The organism is Aliarcobacter thereius LMG 24486, assembly GCF_004214815.1.
GTDB classification, from domain to species: domain Bacteria; phylum Campylobacterota; class Campylobacteria; order Campylobacterales; family Arcobacteraceae; genus Aliarcobacter; species Aliarcobacter thereius.
The window spans coordinates 994,499-1,018,299 of the sequence record NZ_CP035926.1 but is presented as its reverse complement, the minus strand read 5'-3'; the positions used below and the strand labels follow the sequence as shown (position 1 = coordinate 1,018,299).

At 27.3% G+C, this 23,801-nt stretch carries 24 protein-coding genes and 1 pseudogene; all 25 read left to right on the top strand.

The features are described from left to right. The first annotated feature begins 2 nt into the window (after positions 1–2). The 25 genes and pseudogenes from ATH_RS05255 to ATH_RS05140 all read left to right on the top strand — a co-directional run bounded on the left by ATH_RS05255 (position 3) and on the right by ATH_RS05140 (position 23,777). Complete coding sequence (locus ATH_RS05255) at positions 3–383, top strand: hypothetical protein (RefSeq protein ID WP_066390369.1); 381 nt, start codon at positions 3–5, stop codon at positions 381–383. After that, on the top strand, positions 380–538 hold the full coding sequence (locus tag ATH_RS09870; RefSeq protein WP_165595842.1) for a hypothetical protein: 159 nt from the start codon (positions 380–382) through the stop codon (positions 536–538). Before ATH_RS05255 ends, ATH_RS09870 begins: the two co-directional genes overlap by 4 nt. Then, positions 531–2,546 carry a glycine--tRNA ligase subunit beta gene (glyS, locus tag ATH_RS05250; protein ID WP_066390371.1) on the top strand — a complete coding sequence of 672 codons (2,016 nt, stop codon included), beginning with the start codon at positions 531–533 and terminating at the stop codon, positions 2,544–2,546. Before ATH_RS09870 ends, glyS begins: the two co-directional genes overlap by 8 nt. 59 nt (positions 2,547–2,605) lie before the next feature. Further along, positions 2,606–3,496 (top strand): annotated as a pseudogene (rfbA, locus tag ATH_RS05245) (glucose-1-phosphate thymidylyltransferase RfbA). A gap of 1 nt (position 3,497) precedes the next feature. Next, complete coding sequence (gene rfbC, locus ATH_RS05240; RefSeq protein WP_066390372.1) at positions 3,498–4,073, top strand: dTDP-4-dehydrorhamnose 3,5-epimerase; 576 nt, start codon at positions 3,498–3,500, stop codon at positions 4,071–4,073. Beyond that, on the top strand, positions 4,066–4,932 hold the full coding sequence (gene rfbD, locus ATH_RS05235) for a dTDP-4-dehydrorhamnose reductase (RefSeq protein ID WP_066390374.1): 867 nt from the start codon (positions 4,066–4,068) through the stop codon (positions 4,930–4,932). Before rfbC ends, rfbD begins: the two co-directional genes overlap by 8 nt. Continuing rightward, positions 4,929–5,750, top strand: coding sequence for a KilA-N domain-containing protein (locus tag ATH_RS05230; RefSeq protein ID WP_066390378.1), 822 nt, complete (start codon positions 4,929–4,931; stop codon positions 5,748–5,750). The genes rfbD and ATH_RS05230 overlap by 4 nt, the downstream gene beginning before the upstream one ends. Position 5,751: 1 nt before the next feature. Beyond that, entirely contained in the window at positions 5,752–6,852 is a 1,101-nt protein-coding gene (gene rfbB, locus ATH_RS05225) for a dTDP-glucose 4,6-dehydratase (protein WP_066390379.1), read from the top strand. A gap of 82 nt (positions 6,853–6,934) precedes the next feature. After that, a complete protein-coding gene (locus ATH_RS05220; RefSeq protein ID WP_066390380.1) occupies positions 6,935–7,243 on the top strand; it encodes a MarR family EPS-associated transcriptional regulator in 309 nt (102 codons plus the stop codon). Further along, positions 7,237–8,193 carry a glycerophosphodiester phosphodiesterase family protein gene (locus ATH_RS05215; RefSeq protein ID WP_083202022.1) on the top strand — a complete coding sequence of 319 codons (957 nt, stop codon included), beginning with the start codon at positions 7,237–7,239 and terminating at the stop codon, positions 8,191–8,193. The genes ATH_RS05220 and ATH_RS05215 overlap by 7 nt, the downstream gene beginning before the upstream one ends. Positions 8,194–8,203: 10 nt before the next feature. Further along, positions 8,204–9,571, top strand: a complete 1,368-nt coding sequence (gene ispD, locus ATH_RS05210) for a 2-C-methyl-D-erythritol 4-phosphate cytidylyltransferase (protein ID WP_066390382.1) — start codon at positions 8,204–8,206, stop codon at positions 9,569–9,571. Then, complete coding sequence (locus ATH_RS05205) at positions 9,568–10,794, top strand: oligosaccharide flippase family protein (protein WP_066390383.1); 1,227 nt, start codon at positions 9,568–9,570, stop codon at positions 10,792–10,794. The genes ispD and ATH_RS05205 overlap by 4 nt, the downstream gene beginning before the upstream one ends. After that, positions 10,791–11,930, top strand: a complete 1,140-nt coding sequence (locus ATH_RS05200) for an EpsG family protein (RefSeq protein WP_066390385.1) — start codon at positions 10,791–10,793, stop codon at positions 11,928–11,930. The genes ATH_RS05205 and ATH_RS05200 overlap by 4 nt, the downstream gene beginning before the upstream one ends. 19 nt (positions 11,931–11,949) lie before the next feature. Continuing rightward, positions 11,950–12,777, top strand: coding sequence for a LicD family protein (locus ATH_RS05195; RefSeq protein WP_066390390.1), 828 nt, complete (start codon positions 11,950–11,952; stop codon positions 12,775–12,777). Positions 12,778–12,788: 11 nt separating this feature from the next. Further along, entirely contained in the window at positions 12,789–14,297 is a 1,509-nt protein-coding gene (locus tag ATH_RS05190; protein ID WP_066390392.1) for a GMC oxidoreductase, read from the top strand. Then, the gene (locus ATH_RS05185) at positions 14,294–15,331 is read left to right on the top strand and encodes an NAD-dependent epimerase/dehydratase family protein (protein WP_066390394.1); all 1,038 of its coding nucleotides are present in this window, start codon (positions 14,294–14,296) and stop codon (positions 15,329–15,331) included. Before ATH_RS05190 ends, ATH_RS05185 begins: the two co-directional genes overlap by 4 nt. After that, entirely contained in the window at positions 15,331–16,782 is a 1,452-nt protein-coding gene (locus ATH_RS05180) for an ATP-dependent nuclease (RefSeq protein ID WP_066390395.1), read from the top strand. The genes ATH_RS05185 and ATH_RS05180 overlap by 1 nt, the downstream gene beginning before the upstream one ends. Positions 16,783–16,794: 12 nt before the next feature. Beyond that, entirely contained in the window at positions 16,795–17,610 is an 816-nt protein-coding gene (locus ATH_RS05175; RefSeq protein ID WP_066390396.1) for a glycosyltransferase, read from the top strand. A 63-nt stretch (positions 17,611–17,673) separates the two neighbouring features. Further along, a complete protein-coding gene (locus ATH_RS05170) occupies positions 17,674–18,597 on the top strand; it encodes a sugar transferase (RefSeq protein WP_066390397.1) in 924 nt (307 codons plus the stop codon). Between the two features lie 65 nt (positions 18,598–18,662). Then, entirely contained in the window at positions 18,663–18,905 is a 243-nt protein-coding gene (locus tag ATH_RS05165; protein ID WP_066172770.1) for a hypothetical protein, read from the top strand. Further along, on the top strand, positions 18,906–19,238 hold the full coding sequence (locus ATH_RS05160; RefSeq protein ID WP_066390398.1) for a type II toxin-antitoxin system PemK/MazF family toxin: 333 nt from the start codon (positions 18,906–18,908) through the stop codon (positions 19,236–19,238). It abuts the gene before it with no gap. An 11-nt stretch (positions 19,239–19,249) separates the two neighbouring features. Beyond that, on the top strand, positions 19,250–20,728 hold the full coding sequence (locus tag ATH_RS05155; RefSeq protein WP_083196670.1) for an RNA-binding domain-containing protein: 1,479 nt from the start codon (positions 19,250–19,252) through the stop codon (positions 20,726–20,728). Beyond that, on the top strand, positions 20,725–21,750 hold the full coding sequence (gene galE, locus ATH_RS05150; protein WP_066390399.1) for a UDP-glucose 4-epimerase GalE: 1,026 nt from the start codon (positions 20,725–20,727) through the stop codon (positions 21,748–21,750). Before ATH_RS05155 ends, galE begins: the two co-directional genes overlap by 4 nt. 12 nt (positions 21,751–21,762) lie before the next feature. Continuing rightward, a complete protein-coding gene (locus ATH_RS05145; protein WP_066390400.1) occupies positions 21,763–22,719 on the top strand; it encodes a Wzz/FepE/Etk N-terminal domain-containing protein in 957 nt (318 codons plus the stop codon). Positions 22,720–22,796: 77 nt separating this feature from the next. Further along, positions 22,797–23,777 carry a diaminopimelate dehydrogenase gene (locus ATH_RS05140; protein ID WP_066390402.1) on the top strand — a complete coding sequence of 327 codons (981 nt, stop codon included), beginning with the start codon at positions 22,797–22,799 and terminating at the stop codon, positions 23,775–23,777. The last annotated feature ends 24 nt before the right edge of the window (positions 23,778–23,801 follow it).

The window sequence follows — 23,801 nt, the reverse complement described above, 5'->3', positions numbered from 1 at the left end:
AAATGAAAATAATAGGAGATAGTTTAATACCTTTTGAAGAGTTTTATATAGTTAATAATATTGAAGATATTTCTAAAACAAGAGCAAATTCACAAATATTTTTTAATTTTGATGAGAAGTTATTAAAATACTCTTTTGAACAAAGTTTAAACTTCTTTGTAGAGGTAAAATCAGTAAAAGAGGCTATATATTCAAATAGCTTAAATGCAAGATATATTGTTTGTGATAAGATTTTAGCTAGAAAACTGCAAAAAATAGCAGATAATTATATCTTTGATAGTAAAATTTTAGCTCTTATTTCAAGCAATGAAGAGTTTGAAGATATTGCAGAAGCTGAGATAGATGGTGTGATTTATGAAAAAACTATTAAGGAGAGAATATGAAAGAGATTTTAGATTTTGTAATATTAGCTCTTTTTATATTTATGCTTGCAATGTTTGTGATAAATTTTAATAGACAACAGATAAAAAAGCATACAGATAGACTAGAAGAGAATGAGAAAAAAGAAAACCAAAATAAGGAAGAAAAAGATGCTTAAACCACTTTTAATAGAGATTGGAGTTGAAGAGTTACCAGCTATTCCATTTTTACAAGAGTTAAAAAATATTGAAAAAAAATGGAGTGATATTTTAGAAAAAAATAGATTGCTTTGTGGTTTTGAACTATTTTATACTCCAAGAAGATTGGTTTTATGGCATAGAGAATTTCAAGTAAAGCAAGAAGATAGTGAGATTGAGAATATTGGAGCTCCAAAGGCTATTGCTTTTAAAGATGGAAAGTTTACACCAGCTGCAAATGGATTTGCAAAAAAATGTGGTGTAGAAGTAGAAGATTTAGAGTTCAAAGATTTTGGAAAAGGCGAAGTTTTATATTATAAAAATAGAGTTGAAGGAGTTTTTTCTAAAGAACTTTTAAATGATATGGTAAATGAGTTTATAGCTTCACTAAATTTTGGAAAATCTATGAGATGGGGAAGTAGAACGGATAGCTTTATAAGACCTATTAGATTTTTTTCTATGATGCTTGATAATGAGCTTATAGATGGAGAACTTTTTGGAGTAAAATCAGAAAATATCTCTTTTGGACATAGAATGGAGAGTTATGAGCCGTTTTCTTTTTCAAATTGTGGAGATTATTTTTGTAAACTTGATAAATATGGTGTTGTTTTATATCAAGATGAGAGAAGAAAAAAGATTTTAGAACAAATCAAAAATATTGAAGCTAAACATAGTATTCAAGTGGAGTTGGATTTAGCTTTATTAGATGAAGTTGTAGCGATTACAGAGTATCCAACGGCACTTTTAGGAAAATTTGATGAAGAGTTTTTGGAGCTTCCAAGTGAAGTAATAGTAACTTCTATGAAAGAAAACCAAAGATATTTTGCAGTTTATAAAGATAATAAGCTTTTAAACAATTTTGTAGTTGTTTCAAATGCTTTGACAGATGATTTTGGATATATAATAGCTGGAAATGAAAAAGTTTTAAGACCAAGATTGGCTGATGCAATGTTTTTTTATAAAAATGATATAAAAAATGGTTTAAAAAATGATGGATTAAAAAATCTTTTATTCGTTGAAGGTTTAGGAACAGTTTATGATAAATGCCAAAGAGAAGCAAAAATAGCATCATATTTAGCAGATAAGTTAAATATAGATGAAAAAGAGCTTTTAGAAAAAGCAGTTATGCTTTCAAAAGCTGACTTGATGAGTGAAATGGTTTATGAGTTTACAGAACTTCAAGGACTTATGGGATATTACTACTCAAAAATAGAGAAATATGATTATAAAATATCTTTGGCTTTAAAAGAGCAATATTTGCCAAGTGGTGAAAATAGTGAACTTCCAAGTACAATTTTCTCAAGTATTGTTGCAATGTCAAATAAAATAGATAATCTTATGGCACTTTTTTCTGCTGGAAAAATTCCAACAGGTTCAAAAGATCCTTTTGCTCTAAGAAGAGCAGCACTTGGAATTGTGAAAATTGCAATAGAACATAAGCTAAATATAGATTACAAAGAGATTTTTGAAGATTTAGGAAACTTATATAAAAACTTAGATTTAAAAGTCTTAAATGATTTTATAGAAGAGAGATTTTATAAAATTTTTGATGTAAATCCAAGTGTACTAAAAGCAGTTTTAGCTAGTGATGAATCAAATATATATAAAATGTATCAAAAAGTAACAGCACTAAACCCAATAGTTGAAAGTGATAGTTTCAAAGAGTATAGTGCAACATTTAAAAGAGTTGCAAATATTGTAAAAGATGTAGAACTTTGTAACACTTTAGAAATAGATGAAAAACTTTTTTTACAAGATGAAGAGAGAGAGTTATATAATTCATTTATAAAAATAAATGATAAAGAGTTTAAATCTTTTGAAGAAGAGATAGATGAACTATTTGCCTTGAAACCAAAACTAGATGAGTTTTTTGAGAAAGTTTTTGTAAATCATGAAGATGAAAAAATAAAACAAAATAGAAAGAATCTTATTGCAAAAGTATATTTAGGATTTAGGAATATTGCTGATATTAGGGAAATAACGATATAAGTTTAAGTTATTATCTAATATAATTCAGGTTTTGATTAATACATGGGGGAAAAGGTAAAATGAAAGGCATAATATTAGCAGGAGGAAGCGGAACAAGGCTTTATCCAATCACAAAAGGTGTAAGTAAATAATTAGTTCCAATATATGATAAACCTATGATATATTATCCACTTTCCGTTTTAATGCTAGCAGGAATTAAAGAAGTTCTTATTATAACAACACCACAAGATCAACAAAGTTTTATAAATCTTTTAGGAGATGGAAGTGAACTTGGAATGAGATTTGAATATGTTGTTCAAGCAAATCCAGATGGATTAGCACAAGCATTTATTCTAGGAGAAGAGTTTTTAGATGGAGATGATGCTTGTTTGGTTTTAGGTGATAATATATTTTATGGTCATGGATTAACAAAGCTTTTATCTCAAAGTATAAAAAATATTAAAGATGAAAACAAAGCAACAGTATTTGGATATTATGTAAAAGATCCTGAAAGATATGGGGTTGCAGAGTTTAATGAAAATGGTGATGTAATATCTATTGAAGAGAAACCAAAAAATCCTAAATCAAATTATGCTGTTGTAGGATTGTATTTTTATCCAAATGATGTAGTTAAAAAAGCTAAAAATGTAAAACCAAGTGATCGTGGTGAACTTGAAATCACTACTTTAAATCAAGATTATCTAAATGAAAATAGATTAAAAGTAGAACTAATGGGAAGAGGATATGCTTGGCTTGATACAGGAACTCATGAAAGTTTACTTGAAGCATCATCATTTATTCAAACAATTGAAAATAGACAATCTTTAAAAGTAGCTTGTCTTGAAGAGATAGCATATGAAATGGGATATATAACAAAAGAAAAACTTCTTGAACTAGCTGAACCTTTAAAGAAAAATCAATATGGTCAATATTTAATATCAAGAGCAAATCAAGCAAAAAAGATGAAATAATATGCAGTTTACAAGAACAGATATTCCAGATGTAGTAATTATTGAACCAAAAGTTCATGGAGATTCTAGAGGGTATTTTGTAGAAACATTTGTGAGTAATAAACTTGAAGAGTTTTTAGGATATAAAATAAATTTTTGCCAAGATAATGAAAGTAAATCTTCTAAAGGAGTTTTAAGAGGATTACACTATCAACTTCCACCTCATGCACAAACAAAACTTGTAAGAGTAATTCATGGAAAAGTTCTAGATGTTGCAGTTGATATTAGAAAAGGTTCTCCAACATTTGGGAAATATGTTGCAGTTCTTTTAAGTGCAGAGAATAAAAAACAACTTCTAGTTCCAAGAGGCTTTGCACATGGATTTGTAGTTCTTGAAGATAACACAATATTTGCATATAAAGTAGATAGTTATTATAGTCCTGAATGTGATAGAGGGATAGCTTTTGATGATGAAGCTTTAAATATAGATTGGATATTAAAAAAAGAAGAGTTAAATTTATCTGTAAAAGATACAAAACAAGCAAAACTAAATGAAACAAATGATTTGTTTGAATATGGAATAAATTATTATGCTTAATATCTTAGTAACTGGTTCAAATGGACAAGTAGGAAGTGAAATAAAAGAGCTTTCTACAAATTACTCTTATAATTTCTATTTTACATCAAGAGATGATTTTGATATTACAAATAAAGAAAATATAAGAAATTTTTGTAATGAAAATAATATAAATGTGATTATTAATTGTGCAGCATATACAGCAGTGGATAAAGCTGAGAGTGATATAGATAATGCAGATTTAGTAAATAGAAAAGCAGTTAAAAAGCTATCAATTGTATCTAAAGAGTTAAATATAAAACTAATTCATATAAGTACAGATTATGTATTTGATGGGAAAAACCATAAACCATATATTGAAGAGTTTCAAACAAATCCACAAGGAGTTTATGGTAAAACAAAACTTGATGGTGATCTTGAACTCTTAAATATAAATCCATTAAATTCTATTATTATAAGAACTTCATGGGTTTATTCATACTATGGAAATAATTTTGTAAAAACAATGTTAAGACTAGGACATGATAAAAAAGAGTTAGGTGTAATATTTGATCAAGTAGGAACTCCAACTTATGCAAAAGATTTAGCACTTACAATTTTAAATATTATTCCTAAAATAGAAAATTCTAAAGTAGAAATTTATAACTATTCAAATGAAGGAGTTTTATCTTGGTATGACTTTGCAAAAGAGATTATGAGAATGGCAAAATTAGATTGTAAAATAAATCCAATAGAAACATTTGAGTATCCAACTCCTGCAAAAAGACCACATTTCTCACTTTTAAATAAAAGTAAGATAAAATCAAGATTTAATATAGAAATACCATATTGGAAAGATGGATTGGACGATTGTTTAGTAAGATTAGGTGAAAGAAGATGAATAACAAACTCATTGTTCAAGAAACTTTAATCTCTATTCGTCAACACGAAAAAGAGGATTTTATATCTCTTACAGATATTGCAAAAGCAAAAAATGTAGATGAACCTAAAGATGTTGTGAAAAATTGGTTAAGAAATAAAAATACTATAGAGTTTTTAGGGCTTTGGGAACAAATAAATAATCCAGATTTTAAAGGGGTCGAATTCGACGGGTTTAAAAATTCTGCAGGTCTTAATAGTTTTACAATGTCACCTGTGAAATGGATTGAAACAACAAATGCAATAGGAATTATAAGTAAATCAGGAAGATATGGTGGAACTTTTGCTCATAAAGATATAGCGTTTGAGTTTGCTAGTTGGATTAGTGCTGAATTTAAACTATTTTTAATCAAAGAGTTTCAAAGACTCAAAAATGAAGAGATAGAAAATAAATCATTAGAATGGAACTTGAGCAGAAGCCTTTCTAAAATAAATTATAAAATCCACACAGATGCTATAAAAGAGCATCTTGTACCAAATATACTTTCAAAACCAAAAGATGGATTTGTATATGCAACTGAAGCTGATGTATTAAATATTGCACTATTTGGACAAACAGCAAAAGAGTGGCGAGAAAATAATCCAAAGCAAGATGGAAATATAAGAGATTATGCAAGTGTAGAACAGCTTATCGTGCTTTCAAATATGGAAAGTGTAAATGCAGAACTTATAAAGCAAGGTATCCAACAAGCTGATAGATTGCTAGTGCTAAATAGTATGGCAATATCTCAGATGAAATCTTTAATAAATAATCCAACTATAAAAAAATTAGGAAAATAAAATGTTCAACAATAATAATAAAACAATACTTGTAACAGGAACAGCAGGATTTATAGGTTCAAACTTTGTGCCATATTTTTTAGATAAATATCCAAACTATAATCTTGTAAACCTAGACCTTTTAACATATGCAGGAGATTTAGAAAATCTAAAAGAGTGTGAAACAAATCCTCGCTATAAATTTATAAAAGGTGATATCTGTAATAGAGAATTAGTTGAATTTATATTTAATGAATATGATATAAAAGGTGTTATTCACTTTGCAGCTGAATCTCATGTAGATAATAGTATTAAAAATCCAGGAGTGTTTGTGCAAACAAATGTAAATGGAACATTTACTTTGATTGATGTTGCTTATAAATATTGGATGGAGAAACCATTTACTTATAAAAAAGAATATAAAGATTGTAGATTTCATCATATAAGTACAGATGAAGTATATGGAACACTTAGTCTTGATCCAAATGATCTGTTTACTGAAAAAACACCATATGCTCCAAACTCTCCATACTCAGCTTCTAAAGCTTCAAGTGATATGATAATAAGGGCATATAATGAAACATATGGATTAAATACAGTTATTACAAACTGCTCAAATAACTATGGTCCAAAACAACATGATGAAAAATTAATTCCTACAATTATTAGAAATGCTCTTTTAGGAAATCCAATTCCAATTTATGGGGATGGAAAAAATATAAGAGATTGGTTGTATGTACTTGACCATTGTAAAGGTATAGATCTGGTTTTCCATAATGGAAAAACTGGAGATACATATAATATTGGTGGAAGAAATGAGAGAACAAATCTTCAAATAGTAAATAGAATTTGTGAGATATTGGATAAAGAAGTACCACTTGGAACAGGGACTTCAGTCCCTGCAAATCAAAAAGCTGAGGATAAATCCTCAGTTCCAAATATAAAAAGCTATAAAGAATTAATCACATTCGTAGAAGACCGAGCAGGGCATGATAGAAGATATGCAATAGATGCTACAAAACTAGAACAAGAGTTAGGTTGGAAAGCAGATGAAAACTTTGATAGTGGGATAGTTAAAACTATTGAGTGGTATTTGAATAAGTATAATATTAAGAAAAATTAAAAAATTAAGATTAAATTTTAAGAGTGTTCAAAGATTAAACACTGTATATTTCAAACTCAATTTTTAAAGGGGAATTAAGATTTTGAATCAAGAAGAGATAGAACTAAAGATTCTAAGAAGTGTAGATAAAGTCACAAGCCAAAGAACAATAGCAGATGAGATAGGCTATAGCTTGGGAAAAATGAATTATGTACTTAAAAACTTAATTGATAAAGGTCTTATAAAAACTCAAAGATTTGTAAACTCAGAAAATAAAATCCAATATAAATATCTACTTACGCCAAAAGGTATCAAAGAGAAAATAGAGATTACAGAGAAGTTTATTGCTATAAAAAAAGCTGAGTATGATGAGCTAGTAAGTGAGATGGAAGAGGATAAGCTAAAGTGCTAAAAAATATAAAGTTTAAGATATTAAATCGAAATATAGCTTTACTGTTTTTTATAGCTATTTTTATCGTAATAATGGCTTTATTTTGGAAAAGTGATTTAAATACTATTGATTTTAAAAATCAAGAAGAAATTGAGGATTTTTTTACCTATAAAAATGATAATTTTTTTGTAATCAGTGGGCATAGGGGGGGTGAGATGAAAAATTATCCAGAAAATAGTATCTACACCATAAAAAAAGTACTTGAAAAAAATCCAGCTATATTTGAAGTGGATGCACACCTTACAAAAGACAATATTCCAGTAATGATTCACGATGCTACACTAGATAGAACAACAACATGTATTGGAAAAATAAAAGATTTCACTTTAAACGAGATAAAAAAATGTAAATTAAAAGACAAAAAAGGAAATATTACTAACTATAATATAGATACTTTAGAAGATATGATTGTTTGGGCAAAAGGTAAAACAATTATTAACTTAGATGTAAAAGATGTATCAGCAAAACAAAAAATAGACTTAGTAAATAAACACAATGCTTTTACAAGTACTATTTTTACAGTACATAATGCAAAACAAGCTTTAGAGTTTTATAACTTAGATAAAAGAACTATATTTAGTGCTTGGATATTAGACGAAAAATCTTTTCTTGAGTATAAATCTTCAGGTATCCCTTGGAAAAATATTGCAATAGCTTATGTTGGCTATAAAATAACAGATGAAAATAAAAAATTAAAAGATTTATTACATAATGAAGATGTAATGACCATGATAGCAGCAGCTCCAATTTACGACAAGATAAAAGATAAAAAAGATAGATATACTTCATATCAAAATATCATAAAAGAAGGGTTTGATATTCTTGAAACAGACTATCCAATAGATGTTGCAAAAGCACTAAAAAGCTTAGAACAAACAAACACTACTAAACAACAATACATAAATAGATAAAAGGAAATAAATGAAAAATATAGCAATAATTTTGGCATCTGGGACAGGTTCAAGATTTGGTTCAAAACAACCAAAACAGTTTGTAAGATTGGCTGGAAAACCTGTAGTTCAATACACTATAGAAGCTTTTGAAAATTCAAAAACTATAGATGAGATTATTGTTGTTACAAAAGAAGATTATATAGATTATGTTTATGAAATTTTAAATGCAAAATTATTTAAAAAAGTTTCAAAAGTTATTGCTGGAGGAGCTGAAAGATATGATTCAACTCTTAGTGCAATAAATAGTATAAAAGAAGATGAAGTAAATATGATAATACATGATGCTGTAAGACCTTTTGTAAATGAAAGAATTATAAATGATTGTATAGAAGCTTTAAAAACATATAAAGCAGTAGATGTAGTTGTTGATGCAACTGACACTATAGTAAGAGTTAAAGATAATATTATAAAAGATATCCCTGATAGAAGATATTTAAAAAGAGGACAAACACCACAATGCTTTAAAAAATCAGTATTAAAAAAAGCTTACGAACTTTTTATGAAAGATGAAAATAAAATAGCTAGTGATGATTGTGGAATTGTACTTAAATATCTTCCAGATGAAGCGATATTTACAGTAAAAGGTGAAGAATCTAACTTTAAAATTACGCATCAACAAGATATATATTTAGCTGATAATCTAATAAAAGATGGGCTTATAGGTAGGATGTCGCATAATTATAATGAAATAAAAAAGGTATTAAAAGATAAAGTAATTGTGGTTTTTGGCGGAAGTAGTGGAATAGGAGAAGATATAGTAAAAGAATCTTTAAAGTGTGAAGCTTTTGTAGATGGATATAGTAGAAGATTAAATGGCATTGATATAAGACAAATAGATGATATAAAAAAAGCACTAAAACAAACTTTTGATAAATATGGAAAAATAGATTATATTATAAATACTACTGGACTTTTAAACAAAAAACCACTTATGACCATGAGTGAAGATGAGATTTATGATAGTTATATGATAAATTATGTCGGAGTTTTAAATGTATCAAGAGCTAGTTTTGAATATCTAAAAGATTCACAAGGAATGCTTGTGAATTTTACATCGAGTTCATATACAAGAGGAAGACCAAACTATAGTCTATATTCATCAACAAAAGCAGCTATTGTAAACTTTACACAAGCCTTATCAGAAGAATGGATAAGTCATAAAATAAAAGTAAATGTGATAAATCCAGAAAGAACAGCAACACCAATGCGAGTCGAGAATTTTGGATTTGAACCAGCAGATACTCTTCTTTCTTCAAAAGAAGTTGCAATATTTACACTATCTGCTATGAGTTTTAATCATACTGGACAAGTTTATAGCATAAAGAATGATATATGAATCTTAGGAAGAATATTTTAAATCTATTTGTATCAAATAGTGTAAGCTATTTGATACCACTCTTACAATTCCCATATCTTACTAGAGTTTTAGGAATTGAAGAGTTTGGGTTGTTTGTATTTTCATATAGTATTATGCTTTTTTTAATGATTATTACAAATTATGGATTTGAACTATATCTTCCAAAAGAGATTATTGAAAAAAATAGCAGTAAAAAAGAGATAAATGAAATATTTACTCAAACTGTTTTGATAAGAGTTGGATTATTTATTTTGTCTTTATTTATTCTTTTTATAGTTTATTTTTATACTGATTATTATAAAGACAGAGAAAATATACTTTTTATACTTACCATTGCTGTATTTTTCAATAGTTTTACAATTCTTTGGGTATACCAAGTAAAAGAGATGATATATCTGTTTAGTAGAATTACTGTTATTATAAGGTTTGTATCACTTGCTTTTGTATTTTTATTTGTAAATACTAAAAACGATTTAGATATATTAATCTTTATCTTGGCTATTACAAATGCTGTTATACTTTTTATTACATATTATATAGCAAAAAATAAATTTGAACTATCTTTTGGAAAAATTTATGTGAGTAAATCAATAGAATTATTAAAAAATTCTTTTGAATATTTTATTTCAAGGCTTGGAGTTTCTGTTTATGCTACTTTAGGTGGCTTTGTAATAGGTGCATTTTCAGGTTCTTTAAAGCAAGTTGCTTACTATGGAGTAGCACATCAGCTTTATACAGCTGGACTTTTTGCTATGAGTTCTATTAGCACTCCTCTTTTACCATATATGACAAGGACAAAAAACTATAAACTATTTTTTAAAATAGTTTTAATAGCACTTTTTCTTACTATTTGTGGCTCTTTTGTAGGATACTATTTTGGAGAAGAGATTTTAGTATTGATATATGGTTCTGAAATGATAGATGCAAAAAGTGTATTGAATATATTTATGATTACTATTATTTTGAGTGTGATTGGAGTGATGTTTGGTTATCCTGCTTTGGTACCTCTTGGAAAATCAAGAGTAGCAAACTTAAGTGTGATATATGCTGGTATTGCACAGTTAATCATGATATGTGTTTTATATGTATTTAAACTACCTTTTACAGCAGTTAGTATAGCTATTACCTATTTTTTTTGTGATTTAGTTATGAGTTCATATAGAGGGTATGTTTTTGCAAAAACTTATAGGAATGCAAAATGATAGGAACATATTTTATATATAACTCTATTTTGATTTTTAGTACACTATTTGTTTGGTTAAGTGAAAAAGCAAAAAATGGAAATAGTAGATTTATACTTTTGAGTATTGCATTTTTGATTATTTTTATACCTGCAGCGATAAGGTACAACATAGGTAGTGATTACTGGAGCTATACTGAACTTTTTTATGAATATAAAATAACTTCAGTTACACATTTGGAATTAGCTTACAAAACCTTACTTGATATAATTAATTTTTTTAATTTAGATAGCCATTCTTTTTTTGCAATTTCTAGTTTCTTAATTTATTTTATATTATTTTTATCTTATCCTAAAAAAGGTGCTTGGATTTTTCATTTTGCATATATGTCTATATTTTATTTGCAAAGTTTTAATTTAATAAGAAGCTCAATTGTATTAAGTCTATGTATGTTATTTTTTAAGCTTTATGTAGAAAAAAGACATATACTATTTCAGGTTATTTTATTAGTAGTTGCATTTTTATTTCATAAAACAACTATTTTAATATTGCTCCCCATGTTATTACTTTGGATTAGTTTTGATATATTATTTAATAAGAAATTTTTTATATTTATTATGATTACCTTTCTCTTATTATTATTCATATTTAAAAAAGATATTGTATTTATAATAATAAATAGTGGTATTGCTGAAACAATAGGATATAGGCACTATCTTACCTCAAAATTATTTATTGAAACAAGTGTTGAATGGATTGGTTTTAGTTTAAAAATTTTACTACTTGTTCCAGTGATATTATTTTATAAACATATTAATAATCAATACAAAAGAGTTGCACTTATTAGCTCTATTCTGTTGGTGTCATTTATTATTTTTACAACTTACATAGAATTATTTTCTAGAATACAAAGATTTTATTTTTTTGGATATTTTTATTCAATTTTATGTTTTTATTTTATAAAGAATAGCTTAATTAGAATACCCATGATAGTATATTCACTTATATTTTGTTTTTTGTTATTCCAAAATTATATTTTTACTAATCAATCTAATATATGTGGAGGAGCTAGAATTGCACCATATGTATCAATTTTCAATCAAGAAGATGATAAAAGTTGGTCAGGTATTCCTCATAATAAGTGTATAAACTGGTAATTTAAATTAAAGGAATAAGATGAATATTAAAGAGATAGATAATAAAGTTATTAAAAAAACTTTATTAGAAACGATGGAACAATTTCACAACTTTTGTGAGCAAAATAATCTGAAATATTTTATGGTCGGTGGAACTTTGCTTGGAGCCGTAAGACATAAAGGTTTTATCCCTTGGGATGATGATATTGATGTATCTATGCCAAAATGTGATTATGAAAAACTTCTTAAAATGTCTGATAAATTTAATTACCCTTTTCTTTTAAAACATTTTAAAATTGATGGTAAGCATATTTATCCAAATATTCAACTAATTAATAATAATATTATTATTGAAGAAGATTTTTATAAATCATTCCCTAATGGCTTGTGGATAGATGTTTTTCCACTTGATTATAGCTTTGAAAGTAATATAGCAAAAAAAATCCAATATGGAATTTTAAGATTTCTAAGAAATTTATTAATAATTAGAGTTGGTTCTTTTAAAAAGAAAAATAAAGGTGCTTTTACTTACAACTTTATTAAATTTAATCACTATTTATTTAGAATTATTCCAATATCATTTTTTAATAATATTAGATATCTTTTTGAAAAACTATTTAATACTATTTCTAAAAAAGAATATATTACAAATACATATGGAGCTTATGGAATTAGAGAAGTTTCACCTAAATATATATTTTCAGATAGAATCTTGTTGGAATTTGAAAATAGAAAATATTGGGCACCAAAAGAGTATGATTTATATTTAAAAAAAATATATGGAGACTATATGGTTTTACCAGATGAATCTAAACGAATAGGAAATCATATTCACAAAATAATTTCAATTAATGATGAAAGTTTATAAAGGAAATATAAATGATATTTAATTGTTTAAATAAAAATATAAAAACAAAAATTTGTATCATCGGAAGTGGTATGGGTGGTGGAACACTTGCCCAAAAACTAGCTGAACAAAACAAAGAGTTTATTCTCATAGAAGCTGGTGAATGGAGTGGTGATAGTGATAATGTATCTTATGAAAATATTGGTCTTGACTTTGGAGTGAGAAGTACTACAACTGTTCAAATAGGTGGTACAAGTAATCTTTGGCATGGAGTACTCGCTCCTCTTGATAAGATTGATTTTGAAAAAAGAGATTGGATACCTAAAAGTGGTTGGGCTATAAGTCTAGAAGAGTTGGACCAATACTATAAAAAAGCAAGTGAAGTTTTAAAAGTAGAAAAATATGATTTTTTTGAAAAAGATAGCTTAACTGAGGAGTTAAATACACAACTTGATAATCTTATTTATAACAGAGAGTATCTCAAAAATAAACTTTTTCAACAATCAGTTCCACATGTCAACTTCAAAGATGTAGTAAAAAAGATATGTGAACATAGTGAAAAACAACATCTTTACTACAATACTACAGCACTAGAGTTAATTAAAGAAAATGGAAAGGTCACTAAGTTAAAAGTAGGAAATAGTGATGGAAGTTTCTCTTATGTTGAAGCTGAACAATTTATAGTGTGTATTGGTGCACTTGAGACTCCTAGGCTACTTTTAAATTCTCAGATAAAAAACGAGAATATAGGTAAGTACCTTATGGATCATCCTATGGGAAATCTTTGCCAATTAGAGTTTTTAACTCCTTCTAAATACCCTATATATTCAGACACAAAATACAGCTCAAACATGAAGATAAAAACAGGACTAGAACTAACCGATGAAAAACAAAAAGAGCTAAAACTACCAAATCATAACTTTTATTTAAGACCTTCATTTGTAAAAGGCATCGATGATGAATCTGAAAAAGTGAAGCTTTCACTGCTAGCTTTTAAAGATGGTGGAGTAAGTGTAAAAGATGTATGGAAAGTGCTTACTAATTTAAATGTAATAAAACAGATAGTAGCTTATAAGTTTTCACTTGATGTGACTTATAAATATGCAGATCTGTTTTTTGTAACCGAACAGATACCTACAGAAAACAGCTATGTAGGACTGTCAGACAAAAAAGATAAATGGGGATATAGAAAGTCACTAGTTAATTGGCAAATATCTGATGAAGATATAAATAGTATGAAAGTATGGTTTGAATTACTTCTAACAGAGCTTTTTCCAAAAGAGTATTATAAATTTACACACACATTGGAAGATTTTAACTGGAAAGAGATATTTACAAGTGCCATCCACCATGTGGGAACTTGTAGAATGGGACATGATGAAAATGAAGGGGTAGTGAATAAAAATCTTAAAGTATTTGGGATAGATAATCTCTATGTATGTGATGGTTCTATCTTTACAACAGCTGGAAATGTGAATAATGGATTAACTATATCTGCTTTTGCTTGCAGATTGGCAGAGCATTTAGGAAGTGATAAATGAGAGTATCAGTCACAGGTGGAAGTGGATTTATAGGAAGTAAGTTTATAGAACTATTTGCTGATAAATTTGAGGGTATTAAATCGTTAAATAGTAAGAGTTGCCCATTGGACAATTATGAAAAGATTTTAGAAGTTACAAAAGATATAGATGTATTAGTACATACAGCATTTGACCATAGCTATAAAAACAATATATCAGGGATAAGAAATATTTTAAAAGCTTGCGAGCAAAATGGTGTCAAAAAACTGATACATATAAGTACAGTTTCTGTCTATGAACCAGATGCTAAAGGAGTACTTAATGAAAACTCGCCTTACTCAAAACTCAACGACCCATATTCAAAAGAAAAAAGAAAAATCGAGCAAGAGATAGAAAAGTATAAAAACAGAGCTTTTGATATAATCATTCTCCAACCAACGATTGTATATGGATTAGGAGGCAGCTGGACAAAATATGCTCTTCATGTATGTAAAGCTAAAGAAGTACGATTGCCTGATACTGGAGATAAAATCTGTAATGCTGTGCATGTAGATGATGTAGCAAATGCTATATATCAATCATGTGTAAGCGATGTGAAGTTTGATAAGTTTTTGATAAGTGGTAGTGAGCCGATTACTTGGAAAGAGTTTTATTCAAAACATTGTCAAGTATTAAAAGAACTAAAATTACCTTCAAGCTGTAATATACAAAATAGTCCAAATGAAAATGAATTTCATAAAAAAAAGATAGTTGATATAGTATTTCAATTATGGTTTAAAACACCTATTGGAAATGTGTTGGATATGCTAGTTGGAATACTTAAAAAACTTAGAGCTAAAAGTTATTCAAGTACTAACAATAAAAGCGATTTAAAAATATTTTTACAAAGTGAAGTGAATGAAAATATCCTTGAACCTTTGGCTATTACTAAAAAAGTACATAATTGTAATTTTTCAGTTGATAGTCAAAAGGCTAAAGAAAAGCTTAGTTACGAAGGTTTGGTTTCTTTTGATGTTGGTATGAAGAAGTTGAGAGATGAAATTTTAGGTTTATAATGAAAGAAATCAAGATAACTATTGAAAATCTAAAGAAGATAAAAAAATTAGAGTTCACACTTTCTCTTGAACAGGGTTTATATGCAATTATAGGAAATAATGGAAACGGCAAGTCTTCTTTAATAACATCCATAGCTAAACTTGTAAGACCTTCTATTCTTAAAGAAGAATTTGCAGGGAGTACAAATAATTTTTCTAATGCAAAGATTACTTACACAAATGCATATGGATTTGATGTAACATGGCAAAAAAATCCAAATTGGCATGCATTGGAAAATTATGACATGATGCCAAGATATAAAGGATTTTTTGAATCGTCTATTATTACAGGGACGAGATTTCATCATCTTCATAACAAACAGTTTGTTTTGAAAGCAAAAGATGTAGATAACTCAAAAGAAGCTTCTATTTTTATCAAAGAAAACTTAGATTATATTATCAATGGCACTGCAACTACTCATTTTGAAAATCTCTATTATGTAGATCTCGAAAAAGATAAAAGAGTTTATTACCTTAAGTTTGATGAAGATAATTATATAAATGAATTCAATTTAAGTACTGGTGAATATTTCTTGCTTTCTGTACTAAAAATCATTCAAACATTTTCAAATAGACGACAAAAAGATGAATTAAGAATACTCATAATTGATGAAATCGACATCGCCTTACATCCTATGGCACAAAGAAGATTTATAGAAAAACTGAAAGAATGGATGGTTGATTACAATCTTTTAGTTGTGTTTGCAACCCATTCTCTACAGATTATTAATAGTTTAGAGTCTAAAGATATTTACTATATTGAAAATAATGAGATTTTTAATCCTATTTATCCTTTATATTTAACATCAAAACTTTTTGAACATACATCATATGATAAAGTAATTTTAGTAGAAGATGATTTAGCTATAAGATTTATCAATAAAATGTTAGGTGATATAAAATATGAAAGGCTTCTTTTAAAACTAATTCCAATAGGTGGATGGGAGAAAGTACTTGAAATATATAGTCAAAATGAAAAGTTTAAGTATTTTGGTAAAGCTGATACATTAGTAATACTAGATGGGGATGTAATTAGTGAAGCTAATAAAAAACCATATAAAATAATACCTAAAACATTTTTGCCATTTAGAAATATTGAGAGATTTTGTGTAGAAAAGTTATTTGAGAAAAGAAGTAATTTTATTGATTTTTTAGAAGGTATTATTTATCCTACAAAAGTAATCAATTTGAATATTATAGAACTAACAGATATTGAATTTAAAATATCTGATGCAAATACAGATAAAATCAAAAAAATATTTAAAAAACTTGTTGACGAACTTGTAATATATTCTGAGAAATCAAATACGGACATCTTAAACGAATTAATAAATTATATATATGATGAAGTATCTTGTATAGAAAAATATAAAAAACTTTTACAAGAGTTAGAAGATTATTTAAATAAATAAGTTGGAGTAAAAATGAAATTTTCAGTATTAATGTCAATTTATCACAAAGAAAAAGTAGAATATTTTAATAGAGCTATGAAAAGTATTTGGGATGAGCAAACTATAAAACCAAATGAAATAGTTCTAGTTCAAGATGGAAAATTAACACAAGAACTTTATGAAGAAATAAGTAAATGGGAAGATAAGTTAAAAGATATTTTGGTGATTGTTCCTTTGGAACAAAATGTAGGTTTGGGAGACGCTTTAAATATTGGTATGCAACATTGCACTTATGAACTTATAGCTAGAATGGATACAGATGATATATCTTTACCTCATAGATTTGAAAAACAATTAGAAGTTTTTAAGAATCAAGATATTGATATTTGTGGTGCTTGGATAAGTGAATTTGATAAAGATGAAAAAGAGATTTTAGGACATAGAAAACTTCCTGAATTTCAAGAAGAAATAATAAAATATGCAAAATATAGATGCCCTATAAATCATCCAGCTGTTATGTACAAAAAATCACAAGTTTTAAGTGCAGGTGGATATAAAAAAATGTTTTGGTTTGAAGACTATTATCTTTGGGCTAGAATGATTTTAAATGGTACAAAATTTTATAATATTCAAGAAGTATTGGTGAATATGAGAGCAGGTTATGGTCAACTTGAAAGAAGAAGTGGATTAAAATATGCAAAAAATGAATTAAACTTTTTAAATACTCTTAAAAAAGAAGGTTTTTTAAATAATTTTGAATATATCAAAAATATATTTATTAAAATACCAATAAGACTATTGCCAAAAAGTATTATAAAAATAGTATATAAAACTTTAAGAAGAAAATAGAGTTTTAATAAATATTCGATAAAATCATAATTTATTATTAAGATAAAGATAGGGAAAAGCAAAATGATAGTTTTAGGTAGGAAATACAAATTTACAGAATTTGAGAAAGCTAGTTTAAATAAGAAGTTTAAACAACAGCTTATCTTAAGATATACAAACAAAGACCCAATGGAAGTACTAGAAGAGCTTAAAACTCTTATAAAATCAGATGTTAAGCTAATAGTTCTAAACACAAAAGCAAAAGTTCCAGATGAGCTTATATCTTTTCTTACAAGCTTACAGTTTGAAAAGAATATTAAGCTTATAACAATAGAGCAATTTATGGAGAAATATCTTCATAAGTGTTATATCCCAGAAGATCATACCGATTTAAACTATCTTCAAAATATAAAACCATTTAATATATTTGAATACTCTATCAAAAGAATTATGGATATTTTAGGAGTTTTACTTCTTTATCTTATCTCTTTTCCTGTTATGTTTTATTCAAGAAGAAGAATCAAACAAGAATCACCAGGTACAAGTATGTTTAAACAATTAAGAGTAGGTCTAAACAATAAAGAGTTTAAATGTATAAAATATAGAAGTATGCGATTAGATGCAGAAGCCTCTGGAGCTCAATTCGCGTGTGAAGATGATCCTAGAATATTTCCTTGGGGAGATATTATGAGAAAAACTAGAATAGATGAACTTCCTCAGATGTTAAATGTATTAAAAGGAGATATGCATTTAATAGGTCCAAGACCTGAAAGAAAAGTTTGGATAGATAAATTTGAGAAAGAGATTCCATATTACAATGAAAGACATTTAGTACGACCAGGGATTACAGGTTGGGCTCAAGTTATGTATCCATATGGAGCAGGTGTAGAAGATGCAAAACAGAAGCTTATGTATGATTTGTACTATATAAAACACTACAGCATTTGGTTGGATATAAAGATTATTTACAAAACTATTTTGGTGGTTTTAGGTAAAAAAGGTTTGTAGAATTTAATTCGATTCTTACTTTAGTATGATAAAATGTATGACTATAAATAATAAAGGAGATAAATATGTTAAGAAAAACAGTAACGATAAATGATAATTTGTATAATACTCTTATTTCATCTAAGCTTACAGAAAAATATAGCTCTTTTTCTGAATTAGTATCTACTTCTTTGGAACTACTTATAGAAAAGAGTAAGAAAGAACAATATAAAAAAGATATGATAGAAGCTTCAAAAGATAGATTATATATCCAAGATATGGAAGAGATTTCAAATGATTTTAAATATATTGATTTTGAAGAAAAATAGATGAAACAATATGATATTTATTTAGCAGATTTAAATCCTACCATAGGAAGAGAGCAAAAAGGTACAAGACCAGTTTTAATAATATCAAATGAATATGAAAATATTTTAGATATTTTAACTATTATTCCAATAACTTCATTGAAAAATGGAAGAAAAATATATCCAAATGAACTTTTTTTAGAACATGAATTAGAAAAACCATCAATTCTTTTATGCCAACAAATAAGAACTATTTCTAAAGAAAGATTGGTAAAAAAACTGACAACTATCTCTAGTTTAAAAACACAAGAAAAAATTTTACAAATACTTTGTAATAGATTTGAGAAGATATAAACTAATAAAAAATGGTGAAAGAAAAAATGACACAACAAGAGCTACAAAATAGACTTCAAGATATAGAGTGGGAAGATTTTGAAGTAAAACTTGCAATTGGTGGAGTACCAAAAAGTGCTTGGGAGAGTGTGAGTGCTTTTTCAAATACTGCTGGTGGTTGGCTTATATTTGGAATAGAAGAAAAAAATGGTATTTTTAATATATTTGGAGTTTCTAATCCTTCCAAAATTGAACATGAGTTTTTAAATAGTTTAAATGGAGAAAAGTTCAATATAAAAATAAGAGTAAATTCTTATAAATACAATTTTGATGATAAAATAGTTTTAGCTTTTTATATACCTATTTCAAAACAAAAACCAGTCTATTTTAATAGTTTATCAAATAGTTTTATAAGAAGTGGAAGTGCAGATAGAAGAGCTACAAAAGAAGAGATAGATACTATGTTTAGAGACCAAAGTTTTGGAACAAAAACTTCTGAAACTATAGAAAACTATTCTATTGAAAATCTATCATCAATTTCTCTAAACCAATATAAAGAGTATTTACAAATATCAAATCCAACTTCAAACTACAATAAACTAAATATGGAAGAGTTTTTACATAAAGTTTTAGTTCTAATCGATGGTAAACCAACATATGCGGGACTTCTTTTTTTTGGAACAAGAGATAGTATTCAAAGATATTTTGTAGATTTCAGAATAGATTTGTTTGAAATTCCAGGAAATAGTATATCTGATGCTAAAACTAGATACACATATAGACTTCCAGAGCAAGAAAATCTTTGGGATTATTATTTCATACTTTTTGAGAGAATAACTATGAGAATAGATAAACCTTTTAAACTCGATAATATGGGTTTTGCTAAAGAAAACTATCCTTATATTGATGCACTAAGAGAAGCTCTTGTAAATATGCTTATGCATGCTGATTATTTTTCACCTATAAAATCAAGAATAAGAGTTTTTAGCGATAAAATAGAGTTTTTTAACGCTGGAAGTTATCCAAAACCAATAGAGTATTTTCTTCATAGTGATACTTCAATGCCACGAAATCCAATTTTAGCAAAGCTTTTCCGTGTAGTAAAACTTGCTGAAAATGCTGGATATGGATTTGATAAAATGATAGATGGATGGAAAACATATACAGATATACCAATAGACTTTAAGACAGATATGGATACAAGCTTAACTACTTTTTATTTGGAAAAAAAAGAAGCCCAAGTAGAAGCCCAAGTAGAAGCCCAAGTAGAAGCCCAAGTATATTTGAATGATACAGAAAAAAAAGTTTTAGAATTTTTAAGTATTGAAAATCTCTCATCGGCACAATTGGTTCAAAAATTAGGCTTGAAAAGTTTATCAGGTAGCTTGAAAAATGCCATTAGACATCTTTTGGAGATTAAATTAATTGAATTAACTATTCCAGATAGACCAAAAAGCCCAAATCAGAAATATAAAACTAAACAAGATAATATAAAAAAGGAAACAAAATGATACTTATCACAGGTGGGGCAGGTTATATAGCAACTCATACTTTAGTAGAACTAAAAAAAGCAAACTTTGATTTTGTAGTTTATGACAATTTGTCAAACTCTTCAAAAGAGGCTCTAAAAAGAGTTAAAAAGATAACAGGAGCAAAAATTAAATTTGTAAAAGGTGATATACGAGATAAAAAAGCTTTGAGAAAAGTTTTTAAAACATATAGTATAGACTCTGTTATTCACTTTGCTGGACTTAAAGCTGTAGGAGAGAGTGTTGCAAAACCACTAAAATATTATGATAACAATGTTGTAGGAACTATTAAACTGCTTGAAGTGATGCGTGAATTTGATTGTAAAAAGATAGTATTTTCTTCTAGTGCAACAGTATATGGAAATCCAAAAAGCTGTCCAATAGATGAGAGCTTTGATGTTGGAGCTACTACAAATCCATATGGAACTAGTAAATATATGATTGAAAGAATATTAGAGGATTTATATATAAGTGATAATAGCTTTAAAATTGCTATTTTAAGATATTTTAATCCAGTAGGTGCACATGAAAGTGGACTTATAGGTGAAAATCCAAATGGAATACCAAATAATCTTATGCCATATATCTCTCAAGTTGCTGTTGGTAAATTAAAAGAGCTAAGTGTATTTGGAAGTGATTATGAAACAAAAGATGGTACGGGAGTAAGAGATTATATCCATGTAGTTGATTTGGCAAATGCTCATGTAAAAGCTATAGAGTATTTAAATAGTAGTAACTATAGCTTTGAAAACTCAAAAATCAATATAGGAACAGGCACTGGATATAGTGTACTTGATATGATAAAAGCTTTTGAAAGAGCAAGTGGTAAAAAAGTATCATATAAAATTGTAGATAGACGTGCAGGTGATATTGCAAGTTGTTATGCAAATCCAAAGAAAGCAAAAGAGATTTTAGACTGGGAAGCAAAATTTAATCTTGAAGATATGTGTAAATCTAGCTGGAATTGGCAAAATAAAAATCCAAATGGATATAAAAATAAATAAAAAAGGAAAAAAATGCAAGAAAATAATAGAAACATTATCCAAGAAGATGAAATAGATTTAAGAGAGTTGTTTCTAACTCTTTGGAAAAACAAGGTTTTTATAGTTGTATTTACAGCTATAGTTACAATTTTGGCTGGAATTTATGCATATACAAAAACACCAATATATGAAGCAAAAGCTTTGATAGAAATTGGAGAGTATAGATTAAATAATACAAGTAAAATTTCAGTAGATGATGCAGTTATATTAGAAAAGAAATTATCTACAATTTTTATTGATATGGAAGAAAATCAAAAAGATAGAATTTCAAAAATCACTTCTACAAAAAGCGTAAAAGGTGTAAAAGATTTTTTAGAAATAAAAAGTGAAGCTATTTCAAATGAAGAAGCAGTAAAAGAGATATTAAGAGTTTTAAGCTATGTACAAAATGAACATGAAAAAATATTAGATGATATAAAGAAACAAAAAGAGTTAGAGTTAAAGAATATTGATTTAAAGATTTCAGATATAAAATCAAAATCAGTTGCATTAATAGATAAGAAACTTGAAAATAATTTAAAACTATTAGAAGATTTACAAAAACAATTAAAATTAGTAGATGATAATTTAAAAAAAATTGATTCACTAGATCCATCTTTAGCTGCTTTAAAACTTATGGAAAAGAAAGATATATCATCATCTATAAATAATATAACTATTCAAAATTTTGAATTAGAAAATAGAAAAGATGAGTTATTGACAACTACTTTGTATAAACTAGATGAAAATAAAAAAATTGTAGAGCTTCTTCTTTTACCACACAACTATAAAAATACGAAAATAGTTGGAGATATTATATTAAATGATTTTCCTGTAAAACCAAAAAAATCATTAATTGTAGCAGTTGCATTTGTTACAGGATTTATACTATCAATCTTCTTAGTTTTCTTTAGAGAGTTTATTAGAGGATTTAAAGAACAAAATAATTAGTTAAGTTTTATAAAATAAAAAAAAATGTAGAATAATCACTTGAAAATTTGATTAAATTTAAAAAAGGAGTAAAACCTATGAGTAACAAAATTAAAGTTGCAATTTTAGGATATGGAAATTTAGGAAAAGGTGTAGAATTGTCTATTCTAAAAAATCCTGATATGAGCTTAGAAGCAGTATTCTCAAGAAGAGATCCAAAAAGTGTAAAAACAATAAATACTCCTGTATATAGTGTAGAAAATATATTAGATTTTAAAGACAAAATAGATGTTTTGATTCTTTGTGGTGGTTCAAAAGATGATTTACCTGTACAAACTCCAGAGTTTGCACAATATTTTAATACAGTTGATAGCTATGATAACCATGCACAAATACCTGAATATTTTGCAAGTGTAGATGCAGTTGCACAAAAAAGTAAAAAAATAGCTATGATTTCTGTTGGTTGGGATCCTGGAATGTTTTCAATAAATAGACTTTTTGGAGAAGCTCTTTTACCAGATGGAGAAACTTATACATTTTGGGGAAAAGGCTTAAGTCAAGGGCATTCTGATGCTATTAGAAGAGTTGAAGGAGTAAAAGCAGGAGTTCAATATACTCTTCCATCAACAAAAGCAATAGAAGAAGTAAGAAGTGGAGTAAGACCAAGTTTAAGTACAAAAGATAAACACACAAGAGAGTGTTTTATAGTTTTAAAAGATGGAGCTGATGCTTCAAAAATTGAAAATGAGATTAAAACTATGCCAAACTACTTTGAACCTTATGATACAAGTGTAAACTTTATAAGCCAAGAAGAGTTTGATAAAAATCACAACACAATGCCTCACGGTGGGTTTGTAATAAGAAGTGGAAATAGTAGTGAGAATATAAATCAAGTTATTGAATACTCTTTAAAACTTGATAGCAATCCAGAATTTACAGCAAGTGTAATTGTGGCTTATACAAGAGCTGTTTATAAAATGGCTTTAAAAGGTGAATTTGGAGCTAAATCTGTTTTAGATGTTGCACCAGCACTTTTATCTATAAAATCAAATGAAACACTAAGAAAAGAGCTTTTATAAGCTTTTAGAAGATGAGGCTTTTGC